The organism is Faecalibacterium sp. An58 (genome assembly GCF_002161515.1).
Taxonomy (GTDB): Bacteria; Bacillota; Clostridia; order Oscillospirales; family Ruminococcaceae; genus Faecalibacterium; species Faecalibacterium avium.
On sequence record NZ_NFHX01000004.1, the window covers coordinates 13,929 to 26,458 of the forward strand.

Annotated in this window: 12 protein-coding genes and 1 riboswitch; of the genes, 8 read left to right on the plus strand and 4 right to left on the minus strand. The window is 62.3% G+C overall.

The window, feature by feature from the left end; genetic code table 11:
• Positions 1–44: 44 nt before the first annotated feature.
• The 8 genes from cmk (at position 45) to B5G12_RS04855 (ending at position 7,598) form a co-directional block, all read left to right on the plus strand.
• Positions 45–713, plus strand: a complete 669-nt coding sequence (gene cmk / locus B5G12_RS04825; protein ID WP_087324105.1) for a (d)CMP kinase — start codon at positions 45–47, stop codon at positions 711–713.
• A 2-nt stretch (positions 714–715) separates the two neighbouring features.
• Entirely contained in the window at positions 716–1,360 is a 645-nt protein-coding gene (locus tag B5G12_RS04830) for a lysophospholipid acyltransferase family protein (RefSeq protein ID WP_242955938.1), read from the plus strand.
• A gap of 27 nt (positions 1,361–1,387) precedes the next feature.
• Positions 1,388–3,301 (plus strand): bifunctional 4-hydroxy-3-methylbut-2-enyl diphosphate reductase/30S ribosomal protein S1, encoded by a 1,914-nt coding sequence (locus B5G12_RS04835; protein WP_087324106.1) that lies wholly within the window; start codon positions 1,388–1,390, stop codon positions 3,299–3,301.
• Between the two features lie 115 nt (positions 3,302–3,416).
• Positions 3,417–3,983: a GtrA family protein gene (locus B5G12_RS04840; protein WP_087324107.1), complete on the plus strand. Its 567-nt coding sequence runs from the start codon at positions 3,417–3,419 to the stop codon at positions 3,981–3,983.
• Positions 3,984–3,998: 15 nt separating this feature from the next.
• A complete protein-coding gene (locus B5G12_RS14765) occupies positions 3,999–4,139 on the plus strand; it encodes a hypothetical protein (protein ID WP_164474857.1) in 141 nt (46 codons plus the stop codon).
• Between the two features lie 13 nt (positions 4,140–4,152).
• The gene (deoC, locus tag B5G12_RS04845) at positions 4,153–4,818 is read left to right on the plus strand and encodes a deoxyribose-phosphate aldolase (RefSeq protein WP_087324108.1); all 666 of its coding nucleotides are present in this window, start codon (positions 4,153–4,155) and stop codon (positions 4,816–4,818) included.
• Positions 4,819–4,900: 82 nt separating this feature from the next.
• A riboswitch (SAM riboswitch) is annotated at positions 4,901–4,999 on the plus strand.
• Positions 5,000–5,080: 81 nt separating this feature from the next.
• Positions 5,081–6,232, plus strand: coding sequence for a methionine adenosyltransferase (metK, locus tag B5G12_RS04850; protein WP_087324109.1), 1,152 nt, complete (start codon positions 5,081–5,083; stop codon positions 6,230–6,232).
• 205 nt (positions 6,233–6,437) lie between these two features.
• Complete coding sequence (locus B5G12_RS04855) at positions 6,438–7,598, plus strand: ribose-phosphate pyrophosphokinase (protein WP_087324110.1); 1,161 nt, start codon at positions 6,438–6,440, stop codon at positions 7,596–7,598.
• Between the two features lie 97 nt (positions 7,599–7,695).
• Here the strand turns inward: B5G12_RS04855 and B5G12_RS04860 are convergent, their stop codons facing one another.
• The 4 genes from B5G12_RS04860 to B5G12_RS04875 all read right to left on the minus strand — a co-directional run bounded on the left by B5G12_RS04860 (position 7,696) and on the right by B5G12_RS04875 (position 12,446).
• Positions 7,696–8,505 carry a gluconate 5-dehydrogenase gene (locus B5G12_RS04860; RefSeq protein ID WP_087228347.1) on the minus strand — a complete coding sequence of 270 codons (810 nt, stop codon included), beginning with the start codon at positions 8,503–8,505 and terminating at the stop codon, positions 7,696–7,698.
• 246 nt (positions 8,506–8,751) lie between these two features.
• Positions 8,752–10,338, minus strand: a complete 1,587-nt coding sequence (locus B5G12_RS04865) for a mannitol dehydrogenase family protein (protein ID WP_087324111.1) — start codon at positions 10,336–10,338, stop codon at positions 8,752–8,754.
• A gap of 45 nt (positions 10,339–10,383) precedes the next feature.
• Positions 10,384–11,487 carry a mannonate dehydratase gene (uxuA, locus tag B5G12_RS04870; protein ID WP_087324112.1) on the minus strand — a complete coding sequence of 368 codons (1,104 nt, stop codon included), beginning with the start codon at positions 11,485–11,487 and terminating at the stop codon, positions 10,384–10,386.
• 284 nt (positions 11,488–11,771) lie between these two features.
• Positions 11,772–12,446, minus strand: a complete 675-nt coding sequence (locus B5G12_RS04875) for a GntR family transcriptional regulator (protein WP_087324113.1) — start codon at positions 12,444–12,446, stop codon at positions 11,772–11,774.
• Between the last annotated feature and the right edge of the window lie 84 nt (positions 12,447–12,530).

The window sequence follows — 12,530 nt, forward strand, 5'->3', positions numbered from 1 at the left end:
GGGCGGGCAGGCCCTCTCTGCCCGTCAAAAGGAGAAATGGGAATATGATATCGGTTGCGATCGACGGCCCCGCCGGGGCGGGCAAATCCACTCTGGCCAGGCAGCTGGCCAGGGATCTGGGCTACATCTATGTGGATACCGGCGCCATGTACCGGGCGGTGGGGCTGTACGCCCTGCGGGCCGGCATCGACCCGGCGGACCAGGCCGGGGTGGAGGCCCTGCTGCCGGGCATCCGCCTGCGTCTGGCGGTTCTGGACGGCCAGCAGCATATCTATTTAAATGAGGAGGACGTCAGCGGCCTCATCCGCACCGAACAGGTGGGGATGGCGGCGTCCGCCGTGGGGGCAAACCCCGCCGTCCGCGCCTTCCTGCTGGACCTGCAGCGGGACATGGCCCGCACCGGCAACGTCCTGATGGACGGGCGGGACATCGGCACGGTGATCCTGCCCGACGCCACCGTCAAGATCTTTCTGACGGCCAGCCCCGAGGCCCGGGCCCGCCGCCGCTGGCTGGAATACCAGGCCGCAGGCCGCCCCGACCGCTACGAAGCGGTGCTGGCCGACGTCAAGCAGCGGGACGAGCAGGACAGCGGCCGGGCCGCCGCCCCCCTCCGCCGCGCCGCGGACGCGGTCCTGCTGGATACTTCTGCCATGGACCTGGCCCAGAGCCTGGCCGCCATGAAGCAGATCATCAAAGAGCGTGTGGGGGAATAATCATGTTGTATCCTGTTATCATTGCCGGTGCCTGGCTGATCTGGCACATCCTGTTCCGCATCCAGGTGATCGGGAAGGAGAACCTGAAAAAGATCCAGTCGCCGGGGTTCATCCTGGCCCCCACCCATATCTCGGCCATCGACCCGGTGTTCATCGCCATCGCGCGCTTTTGGGGCAAGCGGATGGTGGTCTTCGGCAAAAAGGAGCTGTTCGAGATCAACCCCGTCGTCACCTGGTTTTTGGGCCAGTGCGGCTGCGTGATGGTCCGGGGGACCAAGGATGAGATGGAGACCCTCAACCACACCATCGAGGAGTGCAAAAAGGGCCGCGGGCTGCTGCTGTTCCCCGAGGGCACCCGGGAAAAGGAGGGCAAACTGCTCCCCCCCAAGAGCGGGCTGTTCGTGGTGGCGGCGGGGGCCGGCACCGACGTCATCCCCTGCCGGGTGCTGTACGATACCCCCGACGGCCGGATGAAGCTGTTCTGCCGGGTGCGGGTCATCTTCGGGGAGCCCATGCCGGCGGCCCAGTTCCAGATGGAAAGCCGGCGGGACATCAAGAAGCTCAAGGCCAACAAGCAGGCCCTCACCGCCGCGTGGGTCGATCTGGGCGAGCGCTACGGCTTTGAGGGCCGCACCGCCAGCGCTTAAAACTGCACCAAACAGGAGGGGAACTTTATGGAGATACGTTTGGCCCGCACCGCCGGCTTCTGCTTCGGGGTGGACCGGGCCGTCCAGCTCACCCGCAGCCTGCTGGACCAGGGCGAGAAGGTGGCCACCCTCGGCCCCCTCATCCACAACCCCCAGGTGGTGGCGGACCTGGCCCGGCGGGGCGCGTTGGTGGCCGACAGCCCGCAGCAGGTGCCCCCCGGCTACAAGGTGGTCATCCGCAGCCACGGGGTGCCCCGCAGCGTCTACGACCAGCTGCAAGCGCTAAACCTGCCCTGGCAGGACGCCACCTGCCCCTTCGTGGCCAAGATCCACGCCATCGCCCGGCGGGCCGAACAGGAGGGCGCGTGCCTGGCCGTGGCCGGGGACAGCGCCCATCCCGAGGTCCAGGGGATCGTGGGACATACCCGCGGGGAGTCCTTCGTCTTTGCCGATCTGGCCCAGCTGCGGGCCTGGAAAGGGCCTGAAAATCCCGAAAAACGGATGTTTGTGGTTGCTCAGACCACATTTCAAGCAACAAAATGGCAAGAATGTTCGGAGTTTCTGAAAAAAGCCTATACAAACGCCGAAATTTTTGATACAATATGTAATGCGACGTGGGCGAGGCAACAGGAAGCGGAAGACCTCAGCCGGCAGTGCGATCTCGTGGTCGTGATTGGCGGTCATCATTCTTCCAATACCCAGAAGCTGGTCGCAGTCGCCGCAAAACATACGCGGGCCGTTACGGTTGAAACAGCAAGCGAGCTTCAGCCCGAGTGGTTTGCAGATGTGAGGACGGCGGGCGTGACAGCAGGGGCTTCAACGCCATCGTCTATTATTGAGGAGGTACTTAACAGTATGACAGAAATCAATGACAGCATGAGCTTCGAGGAGATGCTGAACGCATCCGAGGAAAAACGTGTTCATGCAGGCAGTATTGTGAAAGGAGTCGTGACCAGCATTTCCGCCAACGAGATCCAGGTCGACATCGGCGCCAAGCAGACCGGCGTTGTCCGTCTGAGCGAGCTGACCGACGATTCCTCCGCAAAGGTCGAGGATCTGGTCAAGGTTGGCGATGAGCTGGACCTCATCGTCGAGAAGGTTATGGATCAGGACGGCATCATCCAGCTCTCCCGCAAGAAGCTCGCCTCGCGCAAGGGCATGGAGGAGATCGCCAAGGCCGCTGAGTCCGGCGAGGTCGTCGAGGGCGACGTCACCGAGTACAACAAGGGCGGCGTCGTTGTGAACGTCAAGGGCGTCAAGGTGTTCGTCCCCCGTTCCCAGGCCACCATGCGCCGTGACGAGGATTACACCGCCCTGGTGGGCAAGCACGTCCGTCTGGTCGTCACCGAGTGCTCCGGCCGCAAGATCGTGGGCAGCATCAACAAGGTCACCGCGGAGGAGAACAAGGTCCGCCGCGAGGAGTTCTGGTCCAACGTCGAGGTCGGCAAGACCTACACCGGCGTGGTCAAGAGCCTGACTTCCTACGGCGCCTTTGTGGACATCGGCGGCGTGGACGGCCTGTGCCACATCAGCGAGCTGAGCTGGAACCGCATCAAGCATCCCTCCGAGGTGGTCAGCGTGGGCGACACCATCGAGGTGTATGTGAAGGATATCGACCGCGACAACCACAAGGTCTCTCTGGGCTACAAGAAGAGCGAGGACAACCCCTGGGAGCAGCTGCGCAGCAGCTACCCCGTGGGCAGCGTCTTCCACGCTCCCGTGGTGTCCCTGACCAAGTTTGGCGCCTTCGTCCGCATCCTGCCGGGTGTGGATGGCCTGGTGCACATCAGCGAGATCAGCAACGAGCGCGTTGAGAAGGTCTCGGATGTGCTGAAGGTGGGCGACATGGTGGACGTCAAGCTGCTGGATGTGGACTTCGACAAGAAGCGCATCAGCCTGTCCATGAAGGCCCTGCTGAAGGATAAGGACAACGAGGAGTAAGCTCCTTGTCCTGACTGTTCAAGGAAAAGACTGCCCCGTTGCCGGTAAAAGGCGGCGGGGCGTTTTTGTTCCATTCCCCCGGCCGCCGGCAGGGAGGATGGGGATCGGGTGCTGTATGTCTGCTGTCAAGAAAGTATGGGCCGGGGCCCGGGCCCACGGCGAGGCGCTGCGCTATCTGGTGTTCGGCGTCCTGACCACCCTGCTGAATATGGTCCTGTACGGGCTGTTCCAGGCCCTGTTCGGCTACCGTGCCGCCAACAGCTGGGGCAATGTGCTGGACAACATCCTGTGCATCCTCTTTGCCTATGCCACCAACCGGCGGTTCGTCTTTGGCAGCCATACCCGCGGCCGGGCCGCCGCCGTGGAGTTCGGCCGCTTTGTGGGCTGCCGCCTGGGCACCATGCTGCTGGATACCGTGCTGATGGCGGCGGTGGGCAACGGCCTGGCCCTGTGGGGGCAGGCTGCGGTGCAGACGGTGCTGGACGGCCTGTTCGGCGGGGCGCTGTGGGGGGCCGTGGCCCTGTGGCAGGGCGGCGGCGCCGCCTTGGATCACCCGGCCGCCGCGCTGGCGCTGTGGGGCCTGGGCGTCAAGGCGTTTTCCAATGTGCTGGTCATCGTGCTGAACTACCTGTTCAGCAAGCTGTTGATCTTCAGGGACCCCGCCCGTCGGGGCCCGCAATGAACGGAGGTAACGAGTATGGTTCACAAGTTGAAAGGTTTTGGCTTTCTGGTGTCGGGCCTGGTGCTGGGCATCATCGGGGCGCTGGCGTCCATCGTCGCCATCGTGCTCAGCGGCGTGGGCATCGGCCTGGTGAAGAAGGCCAAAAAGCAGCATTAACGGAGGTTGAACAATGGATCACAAGGAAATCCTGTCCCACGTGGACCACACCCTGCTCAAGCCCGAGGCGACCTGGCCCCAGGTGCAGGCGCTGTGCGATGAGGCGGTGGCCTACGGCACCGCTTCGGTCTGCATCAATACCTGCTACGTCCGGCAGGCCGCGGCGTATCTGGCAGGCCGCTGCAAGGTCTGCTGCGTGGTGGGCTTCCCTCTGGGCGCCATGGACACCGCGTCCAAGGCCTTTGAGGCCCGCACCGCCATTGCCAACGGCGCCGACGAGGTGGATATGGTCATCAACATCGGCCGGCTGAAAAACGGCGAGTACGACGCCGTGCGGGAGGACATCCGGGCCGTCAAGGAGGCGGTGGGGGACAAGGTCCTCAAGGTCATCATCGAGACCTGCCTGCTGACCGACGAGGAAAAGCGCAGGATGTGCGACATCGTCTGCGAGGCCGGGGCCGACTATATCAAGACCAGCACCGGCTTTTCCACCGGCGGGGCTACCTTTGAGGACGTGGCCCTCATGGTCAAGGGGGTGGCGGGCCGCTGCAAGGTCAAGGCCGCCGGCGGCATCTCCACCATCCAGGATATGGAAAAATTCCTCGAGCTGGGCGCAGACCGCCTGGGCACCAGCCGCGCCGTCAAGCTGATCCGGGGCGAGCAGGCCAGGGGCTACTGAGCCTTTTGGCCGCAGCGCCGCTTTGCGCTTGACAATCGGACGAAGGGATGCTATACTACTCTTTGCAACAAATTGAATACCGTGCTTATCAAGAGCGGCTGAGGGGACAGGCCCTGTGAAGCCCGACAACCTGCGCGCAAGCGTAAGGTGCCAAATCCTGCGGGAAACCGAAAGATAAGAGTGGGACACTCGGAGCCTTCCGGTTCCGGGTGTCTTTTTGTTTGGAACCGTTTGCGATATACCTGTAAGAGAGGAGCATACTATGGCAAGACATCTGTTTACATCCGAATCCGTCACCGAGGGGCATCCCGACAAGATCTGCGATCAGATCTCGGACGCCGTCCTGGACGCCATCCTGGAGCAGGACCCCGGCGCCCGGGTGGCCTGTGAGACCTGCGTGTCCACCGGCCTGGTCCACATCATGGGGGAGATCACCACCAGCTGCTATGTGGACTTCCAGAAGCTGGTGCGGGAGGTGGTGGCCGACATCGGCTACACCCGCGCCAAGTACGGCTTTGACGCCGACACCTGCGCCGTCATCTCCAACATCGACGGCCAGAGCCCCGACATCGCCCTGGGCACCAACGACCAGGTGGGCGGCGCCGGCGACCAGGGCATGATGTTCGGCTATGCCTGCGACGAGACCCCCGAGCGGATGCCCCTGCCCATCAGCCTGGCCCACAAGCTGGCCCGCCGCCTGACCGAGGTGCGCAAGAGCGGCCTGCTGGATTACCTGCGCCCCGACGGCAAGAGCCAGGTGACGGTGGAGTACGAGGGCGACCGCCCCGTCCGTGTGGACACGGTGGTGGTCTCCACCCAGCACCGGGAGGACGTGGATATGGAGACCCTGCGGGCCGATGTGATGGAGCAGGTGATCCGGGCCGTCATCCCCGCCGATCTGCTGGACGAGAACACCAAGTATTTCATCAACCCCACCGGCCGGTTCGTCATCGGCGGGCCCCAGGGCGACAGCGGCCTGACCGGGCGCAAGATCATCGTGGATACCTACGGCGGCTACGCCCGCCACGGCGGCGGCGCCTTCTCGGGCAAGGACCCCAGCAAGGTGGACCGCAGCGCCGCCTACGCCGCCCGCTGGGTGGCCAAGAATGTGGTGGCCGCCGGCCTGGCACGCCGCTGCGAGGTGCAGCTGGCCTATGCCATCGGCGTGGCCCAGCCGGTGTCCATCATGGTGGATACCTTCGGCACCGGCACGGTGGAGGACGACAAGATCGAGCAGGCCGTGGAACAGGTCTTTGACCTGACCCCCGCCGCCATCATCCGGGACCTGGATCTGCGCAAGCCCATCTACCGGAAACTGGCGGCCTACGGCCACATGGGCCGCGAGGATCTGGGGGTGCGCTGGGAAAACACCGACCGCGTGGAACAGCTGAAAGCCGCTGTGGCCAGCTTGTGAGAACAACTTTGTGAAAACCGGCCTGCCGGGATTTGTCAATAACGAACAGACCTGGGCGAATTTTGGTATAACTGCTGTGCAAGGCGCAGAAATTTGAAAATCCTGCTGGCAGCAGGGCCAAAATGTGATAAAATGAAAATGGCATGATCCTTTTCGTATGAAATAGGCATAACACTGGTAAAGAGGAATTAAAGGAGCCGTAAAAATGTCCAATGTGATCGAAGCCAAGGATATCTTCGTCCAGGGCGGCAGCGTTGCAGACCTGCGCCTGCTGTGCTGCCCCGGTGCGGAGGAGCTGACCAACCTGATCGACCGCCACCTGATGCGGTGGGCTGCACAAAGCGGCATGGAGCAGGGCAGTTTCATCATCCCCTGCGAGTGCCCCCGCTTCCAGAGCGGCGACGCAAAAGGTCTGGTCAAGGATTCGGTGCGGGGCGATGACATCTTCATCGTGGTTGACCCGGGCAACTACAGCGTCACCTACAAGCTGTTCGGGTATGAGAACCATATGTCCCCGGACGACCACTTCTCCAACCTCAAGCGTCTGATCCAGGCCGTGGCAGGCAAGGCACACCGCGTGTCGGTGATCATGCCCAGCCTGTACGGCGGCCGTCAGCATCGCCGTGAGGTCCGGGAGAGCCTTGACTGCGCTGTGGCCCTGCAGGAGCTGCAGAATATGGGCGTGAAGAACATCATCACCTTTGACGCCCACGACCCCCGCGTCCAGAACGCCGTCCCCCTGCTCAGCTTTGACAACGCCATGCCCACCTATCAGGTGCTCAAGAGCCTGCTGCAGAAGATGCCCGGCCTGTCGTTCGACAAGAACGATTTCATGGTGGTCAGCCCCGACGAAGGCGCCATGAACCGGAATATGTACTTCTCCAGCGTGCTGGGCTGCAACCTGGGTATGTTCTACAAGCGCCGCGACTACACCACGGTGGTCAACGGCCGCAACCCCATCGTGGCCCACGAGTATCTGGGTGAATCGGTGGAAGGCAAGACGGTGTTCGTGGCCGACGATATCGTCGCATCGGGCGACAGTATGCTGGAAGTGGCCCGCGAGCTGAAGAAGCGCGGCGCCGCCCACATCATCGCCGACGCCACCTTCCCCCTGTTCACCGCCGGCCTTGGCAAGTTCGACGCCGCCGTGGAGGAGGGCGCACTGGACTTTGTGGTGGGCACCAACCTGACCTACCGCAAGCCCGAGCTGCTCCAGCGCGACTGGTATCTGGACGTGGACGTCTCGAAGTACGCGGCTTACTTCGTGCTGGCTCTGAACCACGACGTGTCGGTCTCGGCCATCGCGGACCCCATCCGCAAGATCGAGGCCCTGCTGGCCAAGCATCGCGCCGAACAGGCCCAGTAACCTGTTCCCCCGGCCTTATAGGATGCAAAAACGCCCCCGTCTCTCTCACAGCGAGAAAGGCGGGGGCGACATTTTTTGCTTTTACAGACGGCTGCGCTTACTGGGGCTGCTTGCCGATGTAAGCCAGGATGCCGCCGTCCACATACAGGATGTGGCCGTTGACAAAGTCGGAAGCCTCGGAGGCCAGGAAGACGGCGGGGCCGCCCAGGTCCTCGGCGTTGCCCCAGCGGCCGGCCGGGGTCTTGGAGACGATGAACTGGTCGAAGGGATGACGGCTGCCGTCGGGCTGACGCTCACGCAGGGGAGCGGTCTGCGGGGTGGCGATGTAGCCGGGTCCGATGCCGTTGCACTGGATGTTGTACTCGCCGTACTCGGAGGCGATGTTCTTGGTCAGCATCTTCAGGCCGCCCTTGGCTGCGGCGTAGGCCGACACGGTCTCGCGGCCCAGCTCGCTCATCATCGAGCAGATGTTGATGATCTTGCCGCCGCCCTGCTGGATCATGTCGGGGATGACCGCCTTGGAGACGATGAAGGGGGCGTTCAGGTCCACGTCGATGACCTGGCGGAACTGGGCTGCGGTCATCTCGCACATGGGGATGCGCTTGATGATGCCGGCGTTGTTGACCAGGATGTTGATGTGGCCCACTTCCTCGGTGACCTGCTTGATGAAGGCGTTGACGGCGTCCTCGTCGGTGACGTCGCAGACATAGCCGTGGGCGTCGATGCCGGCCTCTTTGTAGGCGGCCAGGCCCTTGTCCACCAGCTCCTGCTTGATGTCGTTGAAGACGATGGTGGCGCCGCAGTTTGCCATGGCGGTGGCGATGGCAAAGCCGATGCCGTAAGAAGCGCCGGTGATCAGGGCGATCTTGCCGGTCAGATCAAAGGATTTCGGGGTGCAGACAGACATTGATATTTACCTCCTGTCATGCCCAGGGCCAAACAGGCGCCTGTGCAAGTCGATGTTGCAGCGCTCGGAGCGCCGCTCTTATTTGTATGATACAGCCCCGCCGGCTGGATGTCAAGGCAAAAACGGCACCTTGTACACTAAGTGCACAAACTGCTGGAAAAAAGACAAAAGCCGCCGGCAAAAAAGCCCTGCACTGCGGCAAAGCAAACACAGTGCAGGGCGGCGATCGCGTTGGGTTTGGAGGGATCAGCGGGCGGAAACGTACTTGTGGAGGGTCTTGCGGACGGCGCCGGGGCCGGCATACAGCTCGGCTGCCATCCCCTCGATCTTCTCACCCAGGCCGGCTTCGTACAGGTCCAGGCCAAAGACGTCCTTGCGGGTGTACAGCTGTTTCAGGCAGCTGAAATCCTGCGGGCCTTCCTTGACCTCCAGGGGCGCCACGATGGCGCTCAGCTCGGCCAGCAGCGGGTCGGGAGAGGGCTCGAACGCCTTGCCCGCGTCGTCGATGCCCTTCAGGTAGCGGGCATAGCCTGCCAGCACCAGCGGGATGAGGACCAGCTCATGCAGATCCAGACCCTGGGCGATGTAGGCCTTGATGGTCTCGCCAAAGCGGATGGACAGCTTCTGGGAGGTGTCGGTGGCGATGCGCTGGGGCGCGTCGGGCATGAAGGGATTGGGCAGGCGGCGGTTGAGCACGGCGCCGATGAAGTCGGCGGGTTTCAGCACGCCGGGGTCCACCACCACGGGCATGGCCTCGATGTAGCCCATCTTGGTGATCAGGCCGCGGATATCCTCGTCGGCCATCTCGGCGCTGATGAGGGTGTAGTCCAGCAGGCAGCCGTAGATGGACATGGCGGTGTGCAGGGGGTTCAGGCAGGTGCAGACCTTCATCTTCTCCACCTTGTCCACCGTCTCGCGGTCGGCGTACATGACGCCGCCCAGCTCCAGCGGGGGACGGCCGTTGGTGTACTTGTCCTCGATGACCAGATACTCGGTCTCCTCGGCGTTGACGAAGGGCGCGGTGAAGGTGTGGCGCTCGGTGACGATGGTGTAGTTGTCCTCGAAGCCGTCCTCCTCCAGCCTCTTCTGGACCTTGGCGTCGGGGCGCGGGGTGATCTTGTCGATCATGCTCCAGGGATAGGAGATCTTGCTCTCGTCCTTGACGTAGTCCACAAAGCCGGCGGGGACGATCCCCATTTCGGCCCACTTCTCGGCATAGGCCCAGACGCCGGCCTTGACCTTGTCGCCGTTGTGGGAGCAGTTGTCCATGCTCTGCAGCGTCAGAGGCATGGCGCCCGCCTTGTAGCGCTCATACAGCAGGGCGGTGATCTTGCCCATGGCGAACTGTGCGCCCATCCCCTTTTCCAGGTCGGCAGGGGAGAAGCCGTAGCCCTTCTCGGTGATGGTGAAGGACACCATCTCCAGGCTGGGCGCGCAGAATACCTCCACCAGCCGGGCCCAGTCCTCCGCGAACTGGGGGTCGGCCTTGAGGCTCTCGGTCACCGAGGCGATGACCTTTTTCTGGATGCTGCCGTCCGACTGCAGGCAGACCAGCAGGCTCAGGTTGTCGTAGGGACGGTAGGCCTTGTCGATGATCTCGTAGTCAAAGCTCTCGGCCACGATGACGCCCCGGTCGTACTTGCCCGAATCCAGCACCTGCTGCAGAATGGCCGCAGGGAAGGCGCGGAAAATGTTGCCTGCGCCAAAGTGGACCCAGGTGGGCTGGGCCGCGGTCTTGGCCTTGACGGCCTCCCGGTCGAATTGGGGCAGCTGATAACCCTTTTCCTCCCACACGGGGCTGATGGGGCCGTGTTCGATGTCAGTCAGTTTCATGGATCATACGCTCCCTTTCCTAGTGTGCGGGTGTGCGGACATGGCTCAGTCCTTGCCGGCCTTTTCGGCGTCGAGCTTGTCCAGCATATCCCAGATGCCCCACATATACATGATGCCCAGGGCACGGTCGTACAGGCCATAGCCGGGCCGGACGGTGCCGGGACCTTCGCCCCACAGATGACGGCCGTGGTCGGGGCGGATGTAGCCCTCGTAGCGGCAGTCGTGGTAGGCCTTGAGGATGTCCAGGATGTGGGTGTCGCCGTCGCAGTCCCGATGGCTGGCTTCCGAGAAGTCGCCGTTGGGGAAATGCTTGACGTTGCGGATGTGCGCGAACGCGATGCGGTCGCAGTGCTTGTAGATGATGTCGGCCACGTTGTTGTTGGGGTCGGCGTTCAGGCTGCCCGAGCACAAAGTCAGGCAGTTGTAGGGATCGTCCACCATGGACAGGAACCGGTCGATGTTCTCGGCGCTGGTCAGCAGGCGGGGCAGGCCGAAGATGTCCCAGGGGGGATCGTCCATGTGGATGGCCATCTTGATGTCGCACTCGTGGCAGACCGGCATCAGGGCCTCCAGGAAGTACTTGAGGTTCTCCCACAGCTTTTCCTTGGTGACCGGCTTGTATGCCTTGAACAGCTCGTCGAGCTTGGCCATCCGCTCAGGCTCCCAGCCGGGGAAGGTCATGTTGTACTTCTCGGTGAAGCTCATGATGTACTCGGCCATGGCGTTGTAGTCGTCCTGGATCATGTCCTTCTGGTAATACAGCGCTGTGGAGCCGTCCCCCACCGGGTGGAACAGGTCGGTGCGGGTCCAGTCGAAGATGGGCATGAAGTTGTAGCAGATGACCTTCACCCCGAACTTGGACAGGTTGCGGATGGTCTGGATGTAGTTCTGGATGTACTTGTCCCGGGTGGGCAGGCCGATCTTGATGTCGTCGTGGACATTGACCGACTCCACCACGTCCATGTTGAAGCCATAGGGCTCGAGCTGCTTTTGCACCTCGGCGATCTCATCCACCTCCCACACTTCGCCGGGCATCTTGCTGTGGAGCGCCCACACGATGCTTGTCACGCCGGGGATCTGCTTGATGTCGGACAGGGTGATCTTGTCGTTGCCTTCGCCGTACCAACGGAAACCCATTTGCATTGGCATAGTCTTCTCTCCTTTGTGTCTGGATTTGCAAACGCCGCGCCCTGGCCGGGACGCCGCCGGCAAGCGCGGCTTTGCAGCCGCTCCGGACTGCCCGGGGCACAGAGGGACATTCTTGATTGATTTCATTCTAGTATATCAATCCCTTTTTGACAAGTGGTAAACCCTCCATTCTTTTTCCGAGGTTTTTGTGGAACCTTTCCAAAAAAGAAAAACCGTGAGAAAAATTTTATGTTTCTCACGGTTTATTTTACTATTTTGGCCTGATATTTTAAAAAATGCAGGTCTCAGCCCTCGATGAAATAATCGGGATGGGCCTTGCGGGCCTGCTGCACCGACAGCTTGTAGCGGTCCAGATGTTCCCGCAGCGCCTGGGCCAGCTGCCCGGCGGTGCCGTGTTCGAGGGCTTCCACGATCTGGCGGTGCTGGCTGGGCACCGACTCGTTTTCGCCCAGCATCAGGCTGAACAGGCGCAGCCGCTCGATGTGCTTGAAGGTGGAGATCATATGGTCGAAATGGTCCTCCATGCCGCAGAACGTGAAAGCCAGCCGGTGGAACTGGTTGTCCACTTCCAGCATACGGCTGTTTTTCTGGGGGCCCCGGGAGGCGGCCGCCTTTTCATAGGCCCGGATGTTGGCCTGGTAGGCTTCGATGTAGGCGGGCTGGCAGTGGTCATAGACTTGCAGCAGCATCTCCTTTTCGAGGGTGAAGCGCGCGAACTGCTCCAGCCGCATCAGCTTCAGATCCATGGGGGCCACATAGGTGCCGCTCTGGGGCTTGATCACCACCATGTGGGCGATGTTCAGCATGATCAGGGCTTCCCGCACGGGGGTGCGGCTGATGCCCATTTCCTCAGCCAGCTGCCGGTCGTTGAGCGGGTCCCCGGGCTTCAATTCCATGGTGACGATCCGGTTCCATAGGGTCTGATAGGCGGCCTCCCGCGCACTGGATGATGCGGCCATAGGGCGCGTCTCCTTTCTTGTTTCCGCCGTGCGGAAGCTTTCTTGAACTTGCCTCTATTGTAGACTGATATTCCAGCTGCGTCA

Coding starts and splice junctions, on each gene's coding strand:
- cmk (WP_087324105.1), top strand. CDS start 45: ATGATATCGGTTGCGATCGACGGCCCCGCCGGGGCGGGCAAATCCACT.
- B5G12_RS04830 (WP_242955938.1), top strand. CDS start 716: ATGTTGTATCCTGTTATCATTGCCGGTGCCTGGCTGATCTGGCACATC.
- B5G12_RS04835 (WP_087324106.1), top strand. CDS start 1,388: ATGGAGATACGTTTGGCCCGCACCGCCGGCTTCTGCTTCGGGGTGGAC.
- B5G12_RS04840 (WP_087324107.1), top strand. CDS start 3,417: ATGTCTGCTGTCAAGAAAGTATGGGCCGGGGCCCGGGCCCACGGCGAG.
- B5G12_RS14765 (WP_164474857.1), top strand. CDS start 3,999: ATGGTTCACAAGTTGAAAGGTTTTGGCTTTCTGGTGTCGGGCCTGGTG.
- deoC (WP_087324108.1), top strand. CDS start 4,153: ATGGATCACAAGGAAATCCTGTCCCACGTGGACCACACCCTGCTCAAG.
- metK (WP_087324109.1), top strand. CDS start 5,081: ATGGCAAGACATCTGTTTACATCCGAATCCGTCACCGAGGGGCATCCC.
- B5G12_RS04855 (WP_087324110.1), top strand. CDS start 6,438: ATGTCCAATGTGATCGAAGCCAAGGATATCTTCGTCCAGGGCGGCAGC.
- B5G12_RS04860 (WP_087228347.1), bottom strand. CDS start 8,505: ATGTCTGTCTGCACCCCGAAATCCTTTGATCTGACCGGCAAGATCGCC.
- B5G12_RS04865 (WP_087324111.1), bottom strand. CDS start 10,338: ATGAAACTGACTGACATCGAACACGGCCCCATCAGCCCCGTGTGGGAG.
- uxuA (WP_087324112.1), bottom strand. CDS start 11,487: ATGCCAATGCAAATGGGTTTCCGTTGGTACGGCGAAGGCAACGACAAG.
- B5G12_RS04875 (WP_087324113.1), bottom strand. CDS start 12,446: ATGGCCGCATCATCCAGTGCGCGGGAGGCCGCCTATCAGACCCTATGG.